Raw genomic sequence first — 20,729 nt, forward strand, 5'->3', positions numbered from 1 at the left:
CCGGTGCGCGGATATCCTGGGCGCATGTCCGTAGCCGTGAGGGTGATTCCCTGTCTGGACGTCGATGCCGGCCGGGTCGTGAAAGGAGTGAACTTCGCGAACCTGCGCGATGCCGGTGACCCGGTCGAGCTGGCGCGCGCCTACGACGCCGAGGGGGCCGACGAGCTGACCTTCCTCGACGTCACCGCGTCCTCCGGGAACCGCGAGACCACCTACGACGTGGTGCGCCGCACCGCGGAACAGGTGTTCATCCCGCTCACCGTCGGCGGCGGTGTGCGCACCTGCGACGACGTGAACCGCCTGCTGCGCGCGGGCGCGGACAAGGTGAGCATCAACACGGCGGCGATCGCGCGCCCGGAGTTCCTGCGGGAGGCCTCGCGGCGGTTCGGGGCGCAGTGCATCGTCCTGTCCGTGGACGCGCGCCGCGTGCGCGAGGGAGGCGAGCCGACCGCGTCCGGGTTCGAGGTGACGACCCACGGCGGCCGCGAGGGCACCGGCATCGACGCCGTCGAATGGGCGGAGCGCGGCGAGGAACTGGGTGTCGGTGAGATCCTGCTCAACTCGATGGACGCCGACGGCACCAAGAACGGCTTCGATCTCGAGCTGATCGAACGGACCCGCAAGGTCGTGCGGGTGCCGGTGATCGCCAGTGGCGGCGCGGGGGCGGTCGAGCACTTCCTGCCCGCCGTGCGGGCGGGCGCCGACGCGGTGCTCGCGGCCAGCGTGTTCCACTTCGGACAGTTGAAGATCGGCGACGTGAAGGACGCTTTGCGCGCCGGGGGAGTCGAGGTCCGGTGAAGCTCAAATCCGTTGCCATCGAAGTGAAACTGGCGATGGCGCTGATGGCCGGGCTCGGCCTGGCCTATCTCGCACTCGGCATCGTCATCGTGACCACGTCGGGAGCTTCGGCGCGCACGCTGCTGCTCCCGATCGCGAGCGTCGTCCTGGGCGGTCTCGTCGCGGGCGGGCTCGCGCTGCGCATGCCCTCGTCGCGGTTCTTCGGCTTCGTCGTGGCGGCGTTGCTGGGGCTGCTGCACGCTTTCCTGTTGCTGGCCGGGTCCGTGCTGGGGTTCAAGGTGTTCTCGGCCGTGCTCGCGGTCGGCTACATCTACAGCTGGGTGCTGCTCAACTCCGGGCCGGTGCGGCGGTATTTGCTCGGAGATGCGGCATGAGCCTGGAGCCGGCGCTGGCCGCGCGGCTCAAGCGCAACGCCGACGGGCTGATCTGCGCCGTCGTGGTCGACCACGAAACCTCGGACGTGCTGATGGTCGCGTGGATGGACGACGAGGCACTCGAACGCACGCTGACCACCCGCCGCGGCACCTACTTTTCCCGCAGCCGCAAGGAGTTGTGGGTCAAGGGCGAGACCTCGGGGCACACCCAGCACGTGCGCGAGGTCCGGCTCGACTGCGACGGCGACGCCGTGCTGGTGCGTGTCGATCAGGCCGGTCCCGCGTGCCACACCAACACCAGGACTTGTTTCGGCACCGGGGAAAGGCTGCTGCTCGCCGACGACCGCGGTTGACCGCGGAAGCTCGCCAAATCGATCTTCCGGGTGAACTTCGGATCTCGTTGTCTGATTCGTTGCCACGGGGGACATCTTTCGGAACTGTATGGGGCACGATGTTTTCCCCGAGTCCCGGAAAGGTGTGGACATGAGCGATACCCGGCTCTATTACGAACAATTGCGCGGTAGGGCGCGGCAGTTGGTGAACCGGATCGACGACGCGATGGACGGCCTGCTGTCCGTGGACGGCGCGATCGACGAGGTCATGCGCGCGGACATGGACAACCCAGGAGAAATGTCCACAACGGACGCCGAAGATATCCGCCGGATGCTCGATACCGCGCGGTTCTCGCTGCGTGCCGCGGAACGGATAGCGGTGACCCACGCGGGCGATGTCGACGGTGCGATGCGTAGGGGTGGTCTGGTGGTGGAGAAAACCGCCGGCTGAGTCCGAACGGTCAATTCGAACTGATGGAACCGAGGTCGCCGGTGAGGTAGCGCTGCAGGGTCGGCGCTACCGCGGCCACCATCGTCTCGACGTCGGAGGAGGCCAGCGGTTCGAACCGGGCCACGTAACGCACCATGCCGATGCCGATCAACTGGGAGGCGCACAATGTGGCACGTAGCTGGGGGTGGTCCGCCTCGATCCGGGTCATGATGGTGTCGAGGATGTTCTCGATCAGGAAGTCCCGCAGCGCGGCCGCGGCCTTGTCGTGGTTGGCAAGGCTCCGGATGAGGGCGGGGAACGTCTGGCCGGACGCCGAGTCCCAGACCGTGACGAACCGGCGGATGATCCGCGCGCCGAGGGTGTCCCGATCACCCTCGAGCAAGGTGTGCACGATGTCCTGCGGGTCGAAGGGCAACTGGAGCACGGACTGGGCGAACAAGGTTTCCTTGCCGCCGAACCAGTGGTTGACCATGGCCGCGTCCACGCCGGCCCTCGCGGCGATGGCGCGTACGGTGGCGCCCTCGTAGCCGTTCTCGGAGAACTCCGCGCGGGCGGCGGCGAGCAGCGCCGCGCGGGTGTCCTGGCCGGCGGGGCGGCGGCCACGCCGCTTGCCGGCCTTCGGTTGATCGGTCGTGCTCATCAGTCCATCATGACTCGCGCGAGCCCAGAATTCAACAATGAGTGAATTATGGCCCGCTGCAGGGCAGCTGAGCCTTCAGCGGCACAATGGCGGTCATGGTCACTGTCCATCCCGCGAACTCCGCGTCCGGCGGGCTCGGTTCCGTGAGCCCGGCCCGGGGCGAGTTCCGCGCGCTCGCCGAGGGCCGCCGGGTGATCCCGATGGTCCGGCGGTTGCTGGCCGACGGGGAGACCCCGGTCGGCGTGTACCGCAAGCTGGCCGCGGACCGCCCCGGCACGTTCCTGCTCGAATCGGCGGAGAACGGGCAGTCCTGGTCGCGATGGTCGTTCGTCGGCGTGCGCAGCCCCGCCGCGCTGACCGTGCGTGACGGCAAGGCCGCGTGGGTGGGCACCCCGCCGGTCGGGCTGCCGACGGAGGGCAATCCGTTGCAGGTGCTGCGGGAGACGGTGGCCGCGCTGCACACCGAACCGCTGCCCGGCCTACCGCCGCTGACCGGCGGGATGGTCGGCTACATCGGCTACGACTCGGTGCGCTGGCTGGAGAGGCTGCCCGAACTGGCCGAGAAGGACATCGACATCCCCGAGTTGACGATGCTCCTGGCGACCGATCTCGCGGTCCTCGACCACCACGAGGGCACCGTCACACTGATCGCGAACGCGGTCAACTGGGACGATTCGCCCGAACGCGTCGACGCCGCGTACGACGACGCGGTCCGCCGTCTCGAGGCGATGACCGAACACCTGCGCGCGCCCGCCCCGTCCACCACCGCCGTGTTCTCCCGGCCCGCGCCCGAGTTCCGGCGGCGCCGCACGAAGGAGGACTACCACCGGGCGGTGGAGAAGGCCGTCGAGGCGATCAAGGCCGGTGAGGCGTTCCAGATCGTGCCCTCGCAACGGTTCGAGATCGACACCGAGGCCAGCGCGCTGGACATCTACCGGGTGCTGCGCACCTCCAACCCCAGCCCGTACATGTACCTGCTGCGGCTGGAGGGCTTCGACATCGTCGGCTCCAGCCCGGAATCCCTCGTCACGGTCCACGACGGGCGCGCCACCACGCACCCGATCGCGGGCACCCGCTGGCGCGGCGCGGATCCGGAGGAGGACGCGCAGCTGGCCAAGGACCTGCTCGCCGACGAGAAGGAACGCGCCGAGCACCTCATGCTCGTCGACCTCGGGCGCAACGACCTCGGCAAGGTGTGCAAGCCCGGCACCGTGCACGTCGTCGACTTCTTCACCATCGAACGCTACAGCCACGTGATGCACATCGTTTCCACCGTCACCGGCGAACTGCGTGACGACTGCACCGCGTTCGACGCCGTGGCCGCGTGTTTCCCGGCCGGCACGCTGTCCGGCGCGCCCAAGGTGCGGGCGATGCAGCTCATCGAGGAGCTCGAACCCGTCCGCCGCGGCCTTTACGGTGGCGTCGTGGGCTACCTCGACTTCGCCGGGGACGCCGACACCGCCATCGCCATCCGCACCGCGCTGGTACGTGACGACGTCGCGTACGTGCAGGCCGGTGGTGGCGTCGTCGCGGACTCGGTCGCCGACTACGAGGACAACGAATCGCTCAACAAGGCGCGCACGGTGCTGTCCGCCGTCGCCGCCGCGCAGACCATCGCCCCCGCCAGGGCACTGGATCCCGATGATGACATCGCCAGCGTCCAGTAAGCGTCCATTGTGGATAGTCGCGGCCACGCTGCTCCTCGGCGCGGCGGCACTGTGGGGAGGCTCACGCCTGGTCTGGTCGGCGCAGCAGCGCGACGGCGGCGTGCGCGGAATGCTGCTCGAAACCCAGACCGGCGCGCAGCATTCGGGTGCGCTGGTGCCATTGGCGGTACTCGCCGTGGCCGGGGTCGCCGGCGCGGTCGCGACAGGCGGCTGGCCACGGCGGGTGCTCGGCGTGGTACTCGCCGTCGCCGGGTTGTGGGCGTGCTGGATCGCGGTGGACGGGGTGTCGTTCAGCGGTTTCCCGCCCGGGGCGCCGGTGTGGCAGATGTTTCTCGGTCGCGCGCTCACCTTGCTGGCGGGAATTCTCGTGCTGCTCGGCGGGTTGATCGCCACCAAGCGCGCCGGTGCGATGCCGCGACTCGGTGCACGCTATGCGGCACCGAGCGTGAAGAAGACCGCGCGCGACCCTGACACCGAGTTGTGGGAGGCGCTCTCCGAGGGAGAAGACCCCACCGACAGTGCCTAGCGGAGATCTTGCCGCTGCCAAGGCATGTTCGACCCGGAACCGGCCCGTGATTGTGGGCGGGTTAGCATCTTTTCTGCGGGAAGGGGAAGGTGTTTGTGAGCCAGCTTTCGAGTGAAAATCCGGATGTGCCCGGTGTTGGGGGCACCTGGTGAGCGTTCTCGAAGAAATCGTCGCCGGTGTCCGTGCCGACCTCGCCGAGCGTGAGAAGGCGCTGCCGTTCGACGAACTCAAGGTGCTCGCCGCCAAGGCCGCCCCGCCGCGGGACGCCGCCAGTGCGCTGCGCGAGTCGTCGATCGGCGTGATCGCCGAGGTCAAGCGCCGCAGCCCGTCGAAGGGCCTGCTCGCGCCGATCGCTGATCCGGCCGCACTGGCCAGGGACTACGAGGAGGCCGGGGCGCGCGTGATCAGCGTGCTCACCGAGCAGCGCCGTTTCGGTGGTTCGCTCGCCGACCTCGACGCGGTGCGCGCGGTGGTCGATATTCCGGTGCTGCGCAAGGATTTCGTCGTCAGCCCGTACCAGGTGCACGAGGCGCGGGCGCACGGCGCGGACATGGTGCTGCTGATCGTCGCGGCGCTCGAGCAGAACGCGCTGGTCTCGTTGCTGGACCGGGTCGAGTCGCTCGGGATGGCCGCGCTGATCGAGGTGCACAACGCCGAGGAGGCCGACCGCGCGCTCGAGGCCGGTGCGCAGGTCATCGGCATCAACGCCCGCAATCTGCACACGCTCGAAGTGGATCGCGACGTGTTCAGCCGGCTCGCCCCGGGGCTGCCGTTCGACGTGACCAAGATCGCCGAGTCCGGGGTCCGCGGCCCGGGCGACCTGATGGCCTACGCGGGGCACGGTGCCGACGCCGTGCTGGTGGGCGAGGGTCTGGTCGCCTCGGGTGACCCGAAGGGAGCGCTGATCAAACTGGTCACCGCCGGTTCGCACCCCGCCTGCCCGAGGCCGGCCCGATGACCGCCCGGCGCACCGAGCACGACCCGGACGAGCGGGGCTACTACGGCGGCCGGTACGGCGGCCGGTTCATGCCGGAGGCGCTGATCGGCGTCGTCGACGAGGTGGCCACCGAGTACGACAAGGCTCGCTCGGACCCCGCGTTCACCAACGAGCTCAAGCGCCTGCTGCGCGACTACGCCGGCCGGCCGAGCCTGCTGACGGAGGCGCCGAGGTTCGGGGAGCACGCGGGTGGCGCACGGATCTTCCTCAAGCGCGAGGATCTCAACCACACCGGCTCCCACAAGATCAACAACGTGCTGGGCCAGGCGCTGCTCACCAAGCGGATGGGCAAGAAGCGGGTCATCGCCGAGACCGGGGCGGGCCAGCACGGCGTCGCGACGGCCACCGCGTGCGCGCTGCTGGACCTCGAGTGCGTGGTGTACATGGGCGAGGTCGACACCGAGCGGCAGTCGCTGAACGTCGCCCGGATGCGGCTGCTCGGCGCCGAGGTCGTACCGGTCAAGACAGGTTCACGCACGCTCAAGGACGCGATCAACGAGGCGCTGCGGGACTGGGTCACCAACGCCAACACGACGCACTACCTGTTCGGCACGGCCGCCGGCCCGTACCCGTTCCCGACGATGGTGCGCAACTTCCACAAGGTGATCGGTGAGGAGGCCAGGGCGCAGGTCCTGGAGCAGACCGGGCGCCTGCCGGACGTGGTGGCCGCGTGCGTCGGCGGCGGGTCCAACGCGATCGGTATCTTCCACGGCTTCATCGACGATCCGGACGTCCGGCTGGTCGGCCTGGAGCCAGGCGGGGACGGCATCGAGACCGGCCGGCACGGCGCGACGCTCACCGAGGGCAGCCCGGGCAACCTGCACGGCGCGATGTCGTACCTGCTGCAGGACGAGGACGGCCAGACGCTCGAATCGCATTCGATCTCCGCGGGCCTCGACTACCCGGGTGTCGGCCCCGAGCATTCGTGGCTCAAGGACAGCGGGCGCGCCGAGTACCGCCCGATCACCGACACGGAGGCGATGGACGCGTTCAAGTTGCTGTCGCGCACCGAGGGCATCATCCCGGCGGTCGAGTCCGCGCACGCGCTCGCCGGCGCGATCCAGCTGGGGCGGGAACTGGGCCGCGAGGCGCTGATCCTGGTCAACCTGTCCGGTCGCGGCGACAAGGACATGGACACGGCGGCGAAGTGGTTCGGGCTGGTGGGCAAGTGAGTCTCAAGGAGTTGTTCGAGCAGACTCGCGGCGAGGGCCGGTCCGCACTGGTCGGCTACCTCCCCGCCGGGTACCCGAGCGCCGAGGGCTCGAAGGAGATGCTCGCGGCGATGGTCGACGGCGGCGCGGACCTCGTCGAGGTCGGCATGCCGTACTCGGACCCGGTGATGGACGGGCCGACGATCCAGCTCGCCGCGGACACCGCGCTCAAGCAGGGATTCCGGCTCAAGCAGCTGTTCGAGGTCGTCGAGTCGGTCTCGGCGCGGGGTGGCCGGGCCGTCGTGATGACGTACTGGAACCCGGTGCACCGCTACGGCGTGGACCGGTTCGCGCGCGACCTCGCCGCCGCGGGCGGGCTGGGCATGATCACCCCGGACCTGATCCCGGACGAGGCCGCCGAATGGATGGTCGCCTCGAAGGAGCACGGCCTGGACCGGATCTTCCTGGTCGCGCCGTCCTCGTCGGAGGAGCGGCTGGACCTGACCGCGCGGGCCGCGTCGGGCTTCCTGTACGCGACGTCGGTCATGGGCGTGACCGGGGCGCGGGACAAGGTCGGCGCCGGTGCCGCGGAGCTGGTCCGCCGGGCCCGGGCGCACACGGACCTGCCGATCGGGGTCGGGCTGGGCGTGCGGTCGCGTGAGCAGGCGGCGGAGGTCGCCGCGTTCGCCGACGCCGTGATCGTCGGCTCGGCGCTTGTGACGAAGGCCGCCGAGAGCGCCGAAGCGGTGCGCGCGCTGAGTGAAGAACTCGCGGAGGGCGTGCGCCGGCCAGTCGTTCCCGCCTGATCGCCTCGCACCGAAACTGTCGGTGGGTGATGGCATGGTGACCCCATGTTCCGACGAAACGGGGAGTCGACATGTCACACTGGTCACAAGCGAACCGTTCTCAGCAGGGGTGGGGGTGAACTACCGTGGCCGCAGTGCCTGACATCGAGCCTGACTACATCGTGCCTTGGCACCCCGGCGAGTGGACCGTCGAGGAGTTCTTCGAGCTGCCCGAGGACAGCGGCAGCCGCGTCGAGCTGGTCGACGGGAGCCTTCTGGTGAGCCCCGCCCCCGCCTCACGGCATCAGGAAATCTTGCAGAAGCTCCAGTTCGGCCTGCACGATGCGGTCATTCCAGGCACGCGACTGCTGCCGGGCGTAAACGTGCGCCTGAACAGTAGGCGGGTACTCATTCCGGATCTGGTGATCGTGACCTGCCCGGACGACGTGGTGTATTTCTCCGCGGCCGATGTGCTCCTCGCGGTAGAGGTCGAGTCGCCGTCGACCAAGATGCAGGACCGGGTGCTCAAGCGTGCGCTGTACGCCGAGGCGAACATTCGCTACTACCTGCTGGTGAGCACGGTGGGGCCGGTCGAGGCCACGCTCTTCGAACTGAGCGAAGGCGAGTACCGCGAAATCGCGCGCAGCGACGGCGGCAAGCTCACCCTCACCCGCCCCGTCGCCACCACCGTGGATCTCGGTGTCTGACCGGGTGTGAAAGGCTGGCCGGCATGGCCAAGCCGACACCCCTGCAGCTGCGCAACCTCCTGATGGCCCTGCTGATGGCCGCCGGCGGGATCTGGAACGGACTGCGGGGCGGACCGGTCTGGCTGACGATCATCTTCGGGGTCGGCTGCGTGCTCGCCGTCGGCTCCGCGTTCCTCAACCGCCCCCAGACCTGATGTCGGCTCGGCACGCCCTGTGACCCGGTGAACTCGCCCGGCCTCAACGCCGAGCCGTTACCCGCGCAGGCTACGGTGGCGTCGTGCACACCGTGTTTCTCGCGACGATCCCGAGCCCGGAGCGGGGCGTGTGGTACCTCGGACCGCTCCCCATCAGGGCCTACGCCCTGTGCATCATCGCGGGCATCATCCTCGCGATCTGGTGGGGCGAGCGCCGCTGGCAGGAACGCGGCGGGGCCAAGGGCGCCGTCGTGGACATCGCCGTGTTCGCGGTGCCGTTCGGCATCGTCGGCGGGCGGATCTACCACGTCATCACCGACCCCGAGCTGTACTTCGCCCCGGGCAAGAACCCCATCCAGGCCCTCTACATCTGGGACGGCGGTCTCGGCATCTGGGGCGCCGTCGCGCTCGGCGGGGTCGGCGCGTGGATCGGCTGCCGCCGCAAGGGGATCCCGCTGCCGGCGATGGCGGACGCGATCGCGCCGGGCATCGTGGCCGCGCAGGCGATCGGCCGCCTCGGCAACTACTTCAACCAGGAACTCTACGGTTCGCATACGAGCCTGCCCTGGGGCCTGGAGATCTACCAGCGCTTCGACCCGAACAACCCCACGGTCCCGCTCCAGGGGCCGGACGGGGTGGCCTTCGGGCACATCCCGCTGCCCGACAGCCCGGTGCAGCCGACGTTCCTCTACGAGCTGATCTGGGATCTCGCGGTCGCCGGGTTGGTGGTGTGGCTGGACCGGCGGTTCAAGCTCGGGCACGGTCGCGCGTTCGCACTGTACGTCGCGGGCTACACGGCCGGCCGGTTCTGGGTCGAACTGCTGCGCGACGACCACGCCAACCACATCCTCGGCCTGCGCGTGAACACGTGGGTCTCGACCCTGGTGTTCATCGGGGCGATGATCTACTTCTACGTGGCGCGCAGACGCGGCCCACGCGAGGCGCCCGAACTTCTCGCCGGGACGGGGGAGAAATCCGGGTCACATGTGGCCGAGAAGGTCGACTAGCGCGGGTCAGGGCTTCCTGACGTCGTAGACCAGGTGGGTCACCCGGTCGCCCTGGATGACTTGCGAGGGGTTGTCCAGCATGATCGCGGCGCGGAGTTCGCCGGTGGCGAAGAACGGGCGGCCGGCGCCGAAGATCGCCGGGACCAGGTTGACGACGATCTGGTCGATCAGGCCCAGCCGCAGGGCCTGGCCGCCGATCTGCCCCGCGGACACGTCGACGATCCGGTCTCCCGCGTACTCCCTCGCCGCCGCGATGCCCTCTTCCACCCCGCAGACGAAGTGAACGGCGCGGTGCCGGCGAACTCCCAGTCGGCCGGCGGTTTGTGGGTCACGACGAAGACGTGCTCGCCCGCGGCCGGTACCCCGTTCCAGCCGTTGGTCAGGTCGAACACCCGGCGCCCCATCACCACGGCGGCGATGTCGGCGTACTTCGTGCGCATGAAGTCCGCGGTCGCCCGGCTGGATCTGGATGGTTGATGCTCGCCGCCGGGCAGGCTCCACTCGACCTCCCCGCCGACCAGGTAGTCGAACAGCGGTCCCACGCCGTCCCCGGTGTCGGCCATGAAACCGTCGAGCGAGACGGCCGCCGCTCCCATGATCGTCGTTGCCATGATCTCTCCCTTCTGGTCGTGCCCCCAAGGGTCCACCGACGATAGCGAGGAGAAGGTTTCCTGGCGCGAGAATCGGGATCAGACGTCGGGCAGGCCGAGTTCGAGGTTCGGGGTCTGCAGCCCGCCGTCGACTTCGAGGACCTTGCCCGTGACGTAGGCGCCCGCCGGCGAGGCGAGGTACAGGATGGCCGCGGCGATGTCCTCGGGTTCGCCGATCCGCCGCAGCGGGGTCGCGGACTCCATGCGCTCCTTGATCTCCGGGTTGCTCACCACGATGTCGAGCGCGGAGGTGGCCGTCGAGCCGACCGCCACCGCGTTGACCCGGATCTTCGGGGCGAGGTCCACCGCGGCGAGCCGGGTGTAGTGCGCGAGCGCGGCCTTCGCGGTGCCGTACGCGGCGAACCCGCGCCCCGCCATCCGGCCCATGTTCGACGAGATGTTCACCACCGCGCCGCCGCCGGCTTCCAGCATCGCCGGGACGGCCGCGGTCGTGAGCGCATGCGCGGTGGACACGTTGAACCGGAAGGCTTCTTCGAGGAACTCGGGCGTGGTTTCCCGCAGCGGACGCGGATAGGTGCCGCCGACGTTGTTCACCACGATGTCGAGTCGGCCGAACGTGTCGACCGCGGCGGCCGCCAGCGCCGCCGCGGCGACCGGATCGCTCAGGTCCGCCGGCACGACATGGGCCGTGCGGCCCCGTTCGGTCACCTGGGCGGCGACCTTCGCCAGATCGGACTCGGTACGGGAGGAGATGACGACGTCGGCCCCGGCTTCGGCCAGCGCGACCGCGGCCGCCGCGCCGATGCCGCGGCCGGAACCGGTGACGACGGCGACTTTGCCGGGCACCTGGAAACGATCGAGGATCATGCGAAAAACTGTAACAGGTTCTAGATGGCGCGGATCCCGCGTTCGGCGATCAGTTCCAGCACGGCTTCGACGAGCGCGGCGCGCAGATCACCGTGGTGGTAGCGCATGGACAAGGTTGTCGCGATCACCGGGGCGAACAGCGGATCGGTGAGTCGACCGCGCTGGTGCTGGCCGAGCGCGGGGCGAAGGTCGTGCTCGGCGCCCGGCGGGCTTCGCCGTCGAGCAGCCGCCGGACGTGGACGTCAGCGAGGTGGTCGTCCGGCCGACGGCGCGGGCCTGACCGGCGCGACCACCAGTTCACCATGCCCGGCGGTGAGGATGTCCGCGGCGGCCCCGTAGTACCGCGCCAGCGCCTCGGCCGTGAGGACCTCCGCGGGCTTCCCGCCGGCGGCCACTTCGCCGGCGCACAGCAGCAGCACCTGGTCGGCGTACTGCGCGGCGAACGTCAGATCGTGCAAAGTGGACACGATGGTGGCGCCGTCCTCGCGGCGCAGCCGGTCGATCAGTTCCAGCATCGCCTGCGCGTGCCCGATGTCCAGGCCCGTCGTGGGTTCGTCGAGCAGGAGCAATCCTGCTTGCTGCGCGAGAACACGGGCGAGCACGGCCCGTTGACGCTCACCGCCGGAGAGGGTGCGGAGCCTGCGGGAGGCCAGTGCCGTCAGATCGAGACGGCCGAGCACGGTATCCACAATAGACAGATCGGCGGCGCCCTCGCGGGCGAGCGGCCCGAGGTGCGGGGTGCGGCCCAGCAAGGCGTAGTCGGTGACCGTCAGCCCGCCGGGAAGCACCGGATCCTGGGGCGCGTAGCCGATCAGGCGCGCCTTTTCCCGGCGGGACAACGAGTTCACCGGTCTGCGGTCGATGAGCGCTTCGCCGCTGCCGGGCAGTAGCCCTGCCATGGTCTTGAGCAGGGTGGACTTCCCGGCGCCGTTCGGGCCGACGATCGCCAGCCAGCTCCCGTCCGGCACCTCGACGGACACCGCGCGGACGACCTCGCGCCCGCCGTACCCGGCATGCACGTCCCGCAGGCGCAACGCGGTCATGAGACTTTCCCGCGCGAGGATCGCAGCACCGCGACGAAGAACGGCGCCCCGGCGAACGCGGTCACCACGCCGAGGGGCAGTTCGCCCGGCATGGCCGTACGCGCCACCTGGTCCGCCGCGATCAGGAAGATCGCCCCGCCCAGCAGCGAAAGCGGGACCACGACGCGGTAGCTCGCCCCGCCGAGCAGCCGCACCACATGCGGTACGACGATGCCGACGAACCCGATCAGCCCGCTCACCGACACCGCGGCCGCGGTCGCGAGCGAAGCGGCGGCGAGCAGCACGAGCCGCGTCCGGCCGGGATGCACGCCGAGCGAGGCGGCCTCGGCGTCGCCCAGCGACAGCACGTCGAGCAGCCGCGCGCCGGCACACAGGATCACCGCCGCGACCGCGACGTACGGCAGCGCGATCAGCACTTCGTGCCAGCCGCCGAGGTTCAGCCCGCCCAGGAGCCACATGTAGACCTGGCGGATCGTGCTGGTGTTCAGTTGCTGCGCGAACGTCTGCACGGCCGACAGGAACGAGCCCACCGCGACCCCGGCGAGCAGCAGGGTTCCGGTGCCCGTCCCGGCGGACCGGCCGAGCAGCCAGCTCAACCCCACCCCGCCGAGCGCGCCCGCGAACGCGGCCGGCGGGACCAGGCCACCCGCGTCCGGTGTGACCACGACCACGATCGTCGCCGCCATCCCGGCACCGGCCGCGGCGCCGAGCAGGTACGGATCCGCGAGGGGGTTGCGGAACACGCCCTGGAACGTCGCGCCGGACATGGCGAGCGCGGCGCCCACGATCCCGGCGAGCAGCACGCGCGGCACCCGTAGCTGCCAGACGATCGCGGCCTCGCGGGCCGACAGCGGGGACCGGCCCCCGGTCACCTCGGCGAAGATCTCCCCGAGCACGCGCTGCCAGCCCAGATCGGCCGCCCCGATCAGGATTCCCAGGACCAGCACGACAAGCAGGGCGAGGACCGCGGCGAGCACGGTCAGCGGCCGGAGCCGTGTGACATCACCCGGCATGGGCCGCCTTGGTCACCGCGGTGGAGACTGCCCGGGCGAGATCGACGATGCGCGGGCTCCATCGGGAGGCGATGTCGTCGTCCAGCGGGAACACGTCCCCGTTCTTGACGGCGGTAAGCGTGTTCCAGCCGGGCCGCGCCGCGACGGTCCCGGCGTTCTGCCCGCAGCAGTGCGTATCCGCGAGGAAAATCAGGTCCGGATCGGATTGCAAAATGCGTTCTGCAGACAGCTGCGGATAACCGCCGGAAATGGCGGGGTCATTGCCGTCCGCAATATTCTTCAAGCCGAACTGGGCGAGTGCCTGCCCGATGAAGGTCTTCGACGTCGCGCTGTAGTAGGTCTGGTCGAGTTCGTAGTAGAAGGTCAACGGTTTTGCCGGTTTCGGCGTATCCGCGACGATCTTGCCGATCTCGTCCCGCGTCTGCTGGGCGAGGCTCTCGCCCTCGGCCTGGTGCCCGGTCGCCCTGCCGAGCTGGATGAACTCCTGGTAGGCGTCGTCGAGCGTCTTCGCGTCCGGCATGACCAGCGTCTTCACCCCCGTTTTCGCGAGCGCGGCGGACAAGCCGCCGGTGTCGGCGGAAGCGATCACGAGGTCGGGGTGGTAGCCCGCGATCGCCTCGGGATCCGGCTGCAACGCGGAGAGCTTGGTGTGCGGGGCCTGCGGCGGGTAGTCCGACTGCGAGTCGACCGCGACCACCTGGGGACCCGCGCCGAGCGCGAACAGCGTTTCGGTGGCCGACGGGGACAGCGAGACGATCCGCATCGGCTGCTGTTCGATCGTCACCGATCCGACGGTGACCGGGAACGTCGCCTCCGTATTGGGTTTCGCCGTGGAGTCCTCGTCAGGTGGATGCGAAGCGCATCCGGCGAGCACCAGCAGCAACACGATCAGCAGCGGAAACCTGCGCGACATCTGGACCTCTTCGACGAGCCCCCGGCGCATCCGCCGTGCCGTCTCCGGTCACGCCGCACCTCTGCGCCGGAGGTGAAGGGCGTCAGCGCGGGGAGGCGACCTGGCTCGGCCTGACACAGCGTGTCCGGACCATCACAGTTGCGGCACAGCACCGGATTCGCACCGGTTTCGCTCCGTTCGCGCCGCTGGCCGGCAAGCCGCTGACCAGCGTGAGAAACGCTACCACCGGTGGATCTGGCCGGTTCGGGCAACGTTCACGTAATCTTGATGGGATAGCCGCGAGCTACCCTGGAACCGTTCGCCGGTGAACGAGCCCATCAAGAACAACGTCGTTCGCCGCAGCCGGATCGTTACCTCCTTGACGAGAATTTCCACGCTCCGAAAGGGTGCCGTCGTGTTTCCTGGGTGTTAAGGTCGCGCTAATCAGCGGGCCATCGTCGTCCCGAGCACAGCAGAACCGGGGGAACTTTCCGAACTGAGCACGACGACGACGAAGGAGGTCCCCGTATGATCTTCTCCGCCAACCCAGGCAAGCAGGGTCTGTACGACCCCGCCACAGAACAGGATTCCTGCGGTGTGGCCATGGTGGCCGACATCCGCGGGCGGCGCTCGCACGGCATCGTCACCGACGGCCTGGCCGCGCTGACGAACCTTGATCACCGCGGCGCCGCGGGCGCCGAGCCGACCTCGGGTGACGGCGCCGGCATCCTCGTCCAGCTACCCGACGAGTTGCTGCGCGCGGAAGCTGGTTTCGGGCTCCCGGCACCCGACTCGGCGGGCCAACATCGTTACGCCGCAGGCATTGCGTTCCTGCCGGCCGACCCGGAGAGCCGGACGAAAGCGATCTCGCTGATCGAGCGCCTTGCCGACGAAGAGGGGCTCGACGTCCTCGGCTGGCGCGACGTACCTGCCGACGCGGACGCGGCCGGCATCGGGCCGACCGCACGCTCGGTCATGCCGCATTTCGGGATGCTGTTCGTCGCGGGCAAGCCCGGCGCGGACGGTGCGCGCCCGTCCGGCGTCGCGCTGGACAGGCTCACCTTCGGCCTGCGCAAACGTGCCGAGCACGACAGTATGAACATCGGGGCCGCCGAATCCGATGGTGTCTACTTCCCGTCGCTGTCCTCGCGGACGCTGGTATACAAGGGAATGGTGACGCCCGAGCAGTTGCCGGCGTTCTTCGCCGACCTGCGTGACGAGCGGCTCACCAGCGCGATCGCCCTGGTGCACTCCCGCTTCTCCACCAACACCTTCCCGTCGTGGCCGCTCGCGCATCCGTTCCGCTACGTGGCGCACAACGGCGAGATCAACACCATCCGCGGCAACCGCAACCGGATGCGCGCCCGTGAGGCGCTGCTGCAGTCCGACCTGCTCCCGGGCGATCTGTCCCGGCTGTATCCGGTGTGCTCGCCGGACGTCTCGGACTCCGCCTCGTTCGACGAGGTGCTCGAACTGCTGCACCTGGGCGGCCGGAGCCTGCCGCACGCGGTGCTGATGATGATCCCGGAGGCGTGGGAGAACCACACGGAGATGGACGCCGAGCGCCGCGCGTTCTACCAGTTCCACGCGAACCTGATGGAGCCGTGGGACGGTCCGGCGTGCGTGACCTTCACCGACGGCACGCTCGTCGGGGCGGTGCTGGACCGCAACGGCCTGCGCCCCGCGCGATGGTGGCGCACCGCGGACGACAGGGTGGTGCTCGCCAGCGAGGCCGGTGTGCTCGACGTGGCACCGGAGAATGTAGTGGCCAAGGGCCGCCTCAAGCCGGGCCGGATGTTCCTGGTGGACACCGGCGCCGGGCGCCTGGTCGATGACAACGAGGTCAAGACCGGGCTTGCCCGCCGGCAGCCGTACGCGGAATGGGTGCACGCCGGGCTGCTGCAGCTGGCCGACCTGCGCAACCGCGATCACGTGACGCAGAGCCATGATTCGGTGCTGCGCCGCCAGCTTTCCTTCGGCTACAGCGAAGAAGAGCTCAAGATCCTGCTCTCGCCGATGGCGCAGAAGGGGGCCGAGCCGATCGGTTCGATGGGCACCGACACCCCGCCCGCCGTGCTGTCCAAGCGGTCCCGCCAGCTCTACGACTACTTCAAGCAGGGCTTTGCGCAGGTGACCAACCCGCCGCTGGACGCGATCCGCGAGGAGTTGGTCACCTCGATGGGCCGGACGATGGGGCCCGAATGCAACCTGCTCGACCCGGGACCCGCCTCCTGCCGGCATATCCAGCTGCCGTACCCGGTCATCGACAACGACGAGCTGGCCAAGCTGATCCACATCAACGACGACGGCGACCTGCCTGGTTTCGCCTGCACCGTCCTGTCCGGACTGTTCGAAGTGGACGGTGGTGGGGCGGCGCTGCGGGAGGCGATCGAACGTGTTCGCCGCGAGGCCTCCGAGGCGATCGCGGCCGGCGCGCGCACGCTCGTGCTCTCCGATCGCGACTCCGACCACCGGATGGCGCCGATCCCGTCGCTGCTACTGGTCTCCGCGGTGCACCACCATCTAGTGCGCACCAAGGAAAGGCTGCGCGTCGCGCTGGTCGTGGAGTCCGGTGACGCCCGCGAGGTGCACCACATCGCGATGCTGCTCGGGTACGGTGCCGCGGCGGTGAACCCGTACCTGGCCTTCGAGAGCATCGAGGACCGGATCAACCAGGGCATGCTGACCGGTATCGAGCCGCGGCACGCGGTGCGCAACTATGTCAGGGCGCTCGTCAGGGGCGTGCAGAAGATCATGTCCAAGATGGGCATCTCGACGGTCAGCGCGTACACCGCGGCGCAGGTCTTCGAATCGCTCGGGCTGTCCCAGGACGTGCTCGACGAGTACTTCACCGGCACGGTGTCGAAGCTCGGCGGCGTCGGGCTGGACGTGCTGGCCGAAGAGGTCGCGATCCGGCATCGCCACGCGTACCCGGACAACCCGGCCGAACGCTCGCATCGCCGCTTGGACACTGGCGGCGAGTACGCGTACCGCCGCGAGGGCGAACTGCACCTGTTCACCCCGGAAACGGTCTTCCTGTTGCAGCACGCGTCGAAAACCCGCCGCGAGGAGGCGTACCGTGCCTACTCCGACGAGGTGCACCGGCTGGCCCGCGAAGGCGGCCTGCTGCGCGGGATGTTCAAGTTCACGGCGGCGGACCGCCCGCCCGTGCCCATTGACGAGGTCGAGTCGATCGAGTCGATCTGCAAGCGGTTCAACACCGGCGCGATGTCCTACGGCTCGATCTCGGCGGAGGCGCACCAGACGCTGGCGATCGCGATGAACCGCATCGGCGGCCGGTCGAACACCGGCGAGGGCGGCGAGGACGCCGAGCGCCTCTACGACCCGGAGCGGCGCAGCGCGATCAAGCAGGTCGCGAGCGGCCGGTTCGGGGTGACCAGCGAGTACCTCGTCAACGCCGACGACATCCAGATCAAGATGGCGCAGGGCGCGAAGCCCGGTGAGGGCGGCCAGCTCCCGCCGCACAAGGTGTACCCGTGGATCGCGCGCACCCGGCATTCGACGCCGGGCGTCGGGCTCATCTCCCCGCCACCGCACCACGACATCTATTCGATCGAGGATCTCGCGCAGCTCATCCACGATCTGAAGAACGCCAACGAAAAGGCCCGCATCCACGTGAAGCTGGTCAGCTCGCTCGGCGTCGGCACGGTCGCGGCCGGGGTGTCCAAGGCGCATGCCGACGTGGTGCTCATCTCCGGGCACGACGGCGGCACCGGTGCCTCGCCGATGAACTCGCTCAAGCACGCCGGCACGCCCTGGGAGATCGGGCTCGCCGAAACGCAGCAGACCTTGCTGCTCAACGGTTTGCGCGACCGGATCACCGTGCAGGTGGACGGTGCGATGAAGACCGGGCGGGACGTGGTGGTCGCGGCGCTGCTCGGCGCCGAGGAGTACGGTTTCGCGACCGCGCCGCTCATCGTCGAGGGCTGCATCATGATGCGGGTCTGCCATCTGGACACGTGCCCGGTGGGCGTCGCGACGCAGAACCCGGAGCTGCGCAAGCGGTACACGGGTCAGGCCGAGCATGTGGTGAACTACTTCCGGTTCGTCGCGCAGGAGGTCCGGGAAACCCTTGCGGCACTGGGCTTCCGGACCCTCGACGAGGCGATCGGGCGGGCCGACGCGCTCGACGTCGACGAGGCCGTCGAGCACTGGAAGGCCAAGGGGCTCGACCTCGAGCCGATCTTCGACATGCCGGCCGAGACCCCGTACGGCGGCGCCCGGCGCAAGATCCGCGAGCAGGATCACGGGCTCGAGCACGCGCTCGACCGCACGCTCATCCAGCTCGCCGAGGCGGCGCTGGAGGACGCGCATCCGGTCCGCCTGGAACTGCCGGTGCGCAACGTCAACCGGACGGTCGGCACGCTGCTCGGCTCGGAGATCACCCGGCGCTTCGGCGGTGAGGGCCTGCCCGACGGCACGATCCACGTCCGGCTCACCGGTTCCGCCGGCCAGTCGCTCGGCGCGTTCCTGCCGCGTGGCGTGACGCTGGAGATGATCGGCGACGCCAACGACTACGTGGGCAAGGGCCTGTCCGGCGGGCGGATCGTCGTGCGCCCGCATCCGGACGCGAAGTTCGTCGCGGAACAGCAGGTGATCGCGGGCAACACGCTGGCATACGGCGCGACCGGCGGCGAGATGTTCCTGCGCGGTCAGGTCGGGGAACGGTTCTGCGTGCGGAACTCGGGTGCGGTCGTCGTCGCCGAGGGTGTGGGTGACCACGCGTTCGAGTACATGACCGGCGGGCGGGCCGTCGTGCTCGGGCCGACGGGGCGGAACCTCGCGGCCGGGATGTCCGGCGGCATCGGCTACGTGCTCGACCTCGACCACGCCCGCGTCAACGACGAGTTGGTCGATCTGCTCCCGCTCGAGCCCGAGGACCTGACCTGGCTCAAGCGGATCGTGACCCGGCACCACGAGCTGACCCGCTCGCCGGTGGCCGCGTCACTGCTCGGCGACTGGCCCCGGCGGTCGGCGTCCTTCACGAAAGTGATGCCGCGCGACTACGCGCGTGTCCTGGAAGCGATGAAAGCGGCGAAGGCAACGGGGCGCGACGTCGACGAGGCGGTCATGGAGGTGGCCAATGGCTGACCCCCGCGGTTTCATGAAGTTCGAACGGCGCGACCCGAAGAAGCGGTCTCGTGACGAGCGGGTCCACGACTGGCGCGAGGTCTACGCGGTCGAACCGGCCGAGGAGCGCAACGCCGAGGTGCGCACGCAGGCCGCGCGCTGTATGGACTGCGGTATCCCGTTCTGTCATTCCGGCAGCGCGGGCTGCCCGCTGGGCAACCTGATCCCGGAGTGGAACGACCTTGTCCGGCAAGGACATTGGGCGTCCGCGAGCGACCGGCTGCACGCGACCAACAACTTCCCCGAATTCACCGGGAAGCTGTGCCCCGCCCCGTGCGAGGCGGGCTGCGTGCTGTCGATCTCACCGGAGTCCGGCGGGCCGGTGGCGATCAAGAACGTCGAGGCCACGATCGCGGACGTCTCGTGGGAGATGGGCCTCGTCGAACCGCAGGCGGCCGAGGTGTCCTCGGGTCAGCGGGTCGCGGTCGTCGGTTCCGGCCCGGCGGGCCTCGCCGCGGCGCAGCAGCTGACCCGGGCCGGGCACGAGGTGACCGTGTTCGAGCGCGATGACCGGCTCGGTGGGTTGCTGCGCTACGGCATCCCCGAGTTCAAGATGGAGAAGAAGCATCTCGACCGGCGCCTGGCGCAACTGCGCAAGGAGGGCACCCGGTTCGTCACGGGGTGCGAGGTCGGGGTTGACCTGACCGTCGAGGAACTGCGTGCCCGGTATGACGCGGTGGTGCTCGCGGTGGGCGCGCTGCGCGGGCGCGACGACACGACGACCCCGGGCCGCGAGCTGGCCGGGATCCACCTCGCGATGGACCATCTGGTGCAGGCCAACAAGCAGTGCGAGGGCGACGGCCCGCCGGAGATCGACGCGACCGGCAAGCATGTGGTCGTCATCGGCGGCGGTGACACCGGCGCGGACAGCTACGGCACGTCGACCCGCCAGGGCGCGCTTTCGGTGACCCAGCTCGACCAGTACCCGATGCCGCCCACCACGCGCGACGACGACGTGTCGCCGTGGCCGACCTGGCCGTATGTGCTGCGCACGTACCCGGCGCACGAAGAGGGCGGCGAGCGGAAGTTCGGGGTCGCGGTGAAGCGCTTCGTCGGTGACGAAGAGGGGCGTGTGCGGGCGATCGAGTTGCAGAAGGTTCGCGTGTCGCGCCATCCGGAAACGGGTGTGCGGCAGGTCGTGCCGGCCGGTGACGAGGTCGAGCAGATCCCGGCCGATCTGGTGCTGCTCGCGATCGGGTTCGAGGGCGTCGAACAGATGCGCCTGCTCGACGACCTGGGCATCGAACTGGCCAGGAACGGGCGCGTGTCCTGCGGTAGCGACTGGCAGACCGACGCTCCCGGCGTCTTCGTCTGCGGCGACGCGCATCGCGGCGCTTCCCTTGTGGTGTGGGCGATCGCGGAAGGCCGCTCGGTGGCGAACGCGGTCGACACCTACCTCACCGGCGCCAGCGACCTCCCGGCCCCCGTCCACCCCACCGCGCTGCCCCTGGCGCCCGTCTGACCGTCGAACTCGACGTTCACGACCCTCAGTGAGTTCTCAGCAGTGACCGCGCTCACCTGGC

21 protein-coding genes are annotated in these 20,729 nt (G+C 69.6%); 14 read left to right on the plus strand and 7 right to left on the minus strand.

Annotated elements, in window-relative coordinates; translation table 11 throughout:
- The first annotated feature begins 24 nt into the window (after positions 1-24).
- From hisF to FG385_RS19735, 4 genes are all read left to right on the plus strand, one after another.
- Positions 25-798, plus strand: a complete 774-nt coding sequence (hisF, locus tag FG385_RS19720) for an imidazole glycerol phosphate synthase subunit HisF (RefSeq protein WP_139098242.1) — start codon at positions 25-27, stop codon at positions 796-798.
- Complete coding sequence (locus tag FG385_RS19725; RefSeq protein WP_235022670.1) at positions 795-1,172, plus strand: hypothetical protein; 378 nt, start codon at positions 795-797, stop codon at positions 1,170-1,172. The genes hisF and FG385_RS19725 overlap by 4 nt, the downstream gene beginning before the upstream one ends.
- Positions 1,169-1,525, plus strand: coding sequence for a phosphoribosyl-AMP cyclohydrolase (hisI, locus tag FG385_RS19730; RefSeq protein ID WP_139098243.1), 357 nt, complete (start codon positions 1,169-1,171; stop codon positions 1,523-1,525). Before FG385_RS19725 ends, hisI begins: the two co-directional genes overlap by 4 nt.
- Positions 1,526-1,655: 130 nt before the next feature.
- The gene (locus FG385_RS19735) at positions 1,656-1,955 is read left to right on the plus strand and encodes a hypothetical protein (protein ID WP_139098244.1); all 300 of its coding nucleotides are present in this window, start codon (positions 1,656-1,658) and stop codon (positions 1,953-1,955) included.
- A gap of 10 nt (positions 1,956-1,965) precedes the next feature.
- On the opposite strand, the gene FG385_RS19740 is transcribed toward FG385_RS19735, so the two are convergent.
- Positions 1,966-2,595: a TetR/AcrR family transcriptional regulator gene (locus FG385_RS19740; RefSeq protein WP_139098245.1), complete on the minus strand. Its 630-nt coding sequence runs from the start codon at positions 2,593-2,595 to the stop codon at positions 1,966-1,968.
- Positions 2,596-2,690: 95 nt separating this feature from the next.
- Here FG385_RS19740 and FG385_RS19745 point away from each other — a divergent pair, with 95 nt between their 5' ends.
- The 8 genes from FG385_RS19745 to lgt all read left to right on the plus strand — a co-directional run bounded on the left by FG385_RS19745 (position 2,691) and on the right by lgt (position 9,629).
- A complete protein-coding gene (locus FG385_RS19745; protein ID WP_139098246.1) occupies positions 2,691-4,262 on the plus strand; it encodes an anthranilate synthase component I in 1,572 nt (523 codons plus the stop codon).
- The gene (locus FG385_RS19750; protein ID WP_139098247.1) at positions 4,240-4,788 is read left to right on the plus strand and encodes a Trp biosynthesis-associated membrane protein; all 549 of its coding nucleotides are present in this window, start codon (positions 4,240-4,242) and stop codon (positions 4,786-4,788) included. Before FG385_RS19745 ends, FG385_RS19750 begins: the two co-directional genes overlap by 23 nt.
- Positions 4,789-4,936: 148 nt before the next feature.
- A complete protein-coding gene (gene trpC / locus FG385_RS19755) occupies positions 4,937-5,746 on the plus strand; it encodes an indole-3-glycerol phosphate synthase TrpC (protein WP_139098248.1) in 810 nt (269 codons plus the stop codon).
- A complete protein-coding gene (gene trpB, locus FG385_RS19760; RefSeq protein ID WP_139098249.1) occupies positions 5,743-6,957 on the plus strand; it encodes a tryptophan synthase subunit beta in 1,215 nt (404 codons plus the stop codon). The genes trpC and trpB overlap by 4 nt, the downstream gene beginning before the upstream one ends.
- Positions 6,954-7,742 (plus strand): tryptophan synthase subunit alpha, encoded by a 789-nt coding sequence (gene trpA / locus FG385_RS19765; protein WP_139098250.1) that lies wholly within the window; start codon positions 6,954-6,956, stop codon positions 7,740-7,742. Before trpB ends, trpA begins: the two co-directional genes overlap by 4 nt.
- Positions 7,743-7,876: 134 nt before the next feature.
- Positions 7,877-8,428, plus strand: coding sequence for a Uma2 family endonuclease (locus FG385_RS19770; RefSeq protein ID WP_235022671.1), 552 nt, complete (start codon positions 7,877-7,879; stop codon positions 8,426-8,428).
- A gap of 23 nt (positions 8,429-8,451) precedes the next feature.
- Positions 8,452-8,622 carry a hypothetical protein gene (locus tag FG385_RS34410; RefSeq protein WP_200834556.1) on the plus strand — a complete coding sequence of 57 codons (171 nt, stop codon included), beginning with the start codon at positions 8,452-8,454 and terminating at the stop codon, positions 8,620-8,622.
- A 92-nt stretch (positions 8,623-8,714) separates the two neighbouring features.
- On the plus strand, positions 8,715-9,629 hold the full coding sequence (lgt, locus tag FG385_RS19775) for a prolipoprotein diacylglyceryl transferase (protein WP_407645515.1): 915 nt from the start codon (positions 8,715-8,717) through the stop codon (positions 9,627-9,629).
- Positions 9,630-9,635: 6 nt separating this feature from the next.
- On the opposite strand, the gene FG385_RS34910 is transcribed toward lgt, so the two are convergent.
- The 6 genes from FG385_RS34910 to FG385_RS19810 form a co-directional block, all read right to left on the minus strand.
- On the minus strand, positions 9,636-9,842 hold the full coding sequence (locus FG385_RS34910) for a hypothetical protein (RefSeq protein WP_139098253.1): 207 nt from the start codon (positions 9,840-9,842) through the stop codon (positions 9,636-9,638).
- Positions 9,797-10,240, minus strand: a complete 444-nt coding sequence (locus tag FG385_RS19785; protein WP_139098254.1) for a hypothetical protein — start codon at positions 10,238-10,240, stop codon at positions 9,797-9,799. Before FG385_RS19785 ends, FG385_RS34910 begins: the two co-directional genes overlap by 46 nt.
- A gap of 78 nt (positions 10,241-10,318) precedes the next feature.
- Positions 10,319-11,107, minus strand: coding sequence for an SDR family oxidoreductase (locus tag FG385_RS19790; protein WP_139098255.1), 789 nt, complete (start codon positions 11,105-11,107; stop codon positions 10,319-10,321).
- A gap of 242 nt (positions 11,108-11,349) precedes the next feature.
- Positions 11,350-12,150, minus strand: a complete 801-nt coding sequence (locus FG385_RS19800; protein ID WP_139098256.1) for an ABC transporter ATP-binding protein — start codon at positions 12,148-12,150, stop codon at positions 11,350-11,352.
- On the minus strand, positions 12,147-13,163 hold the full coding sequence (locus tag FG385_RS19805; protein WP_139098257.1) for a FecCD family ABC transporter permease: 1,017 nt from the start codon (positions 13,161-13,163) through the stop codon (positions 12,147-12,149). The genes FG385_RS19800 and FG385_RS19805 overlap by 4 nt, the downstream gene beginning before the upstream one ends.
- The gene (locus FG385_RS19810) at positions 13,153-14,076 is read right to left on the minus strand and encodes an ABC transporter substrate-binding protein (RefSeq protein WP_200834557.1); all 924 of its coding nucleotides are present in this window, start codon (positions 14,074-14,076) and stop codon (positions 13,153-13,155) included. The genes FG385_RS19805 and FG385_RS19810 overlap by 11 nt, the downstream gene beginning before the upstream one ends.
- A 507-nt stretch (positions 14,077-14,583) precedes the next feature.
- On the opposite strand from FG385_RS19810, the gene gltB reads away from it, so the two are divergent.
- Together gltB and FG385_RS19820 are read left to right on the plus strand one after the other, a co-directional pair.
- Positions 14,584-19,167, plus strand: coding sequence for a glutamate synthase large subunit (gene gltB, locus FG385_RS19815; RefSeq protein WP_139098258.1), 4,584 nt, complete (start codon positions 14,584-14,586; stop codon positions 19,165-19,167).
- Positions 19,160-20,668, plus strand: a complete 1,509-nt coding sequence (locus FG385_RS19820) for a glutamate synthase subunit beta (RefSeq protein WP_139098259.1) — start codon at positions 19,160-19,162, stop codon at positions 20,666-20,668. The genes gltB and FG385_RS19820 overlap by 8 nt, the downstream gene beginning before the upstream one ends.
- Positions 20,669-20,729: the final 61 nt, after the last annotated feature.

The organism is Amycolatopsis alkalitolerans (genome assembly GCF_006152065.1).
In the GTDB taxonomy this organism is placed as follows: domain Bacteria; phylum Actinomycetota; class Actinomycetes; order Mycobacteriales; family Pseudonocardiaceae; genus Amycolatopsis_E; species Amycolatopsis_E alkalitolerans.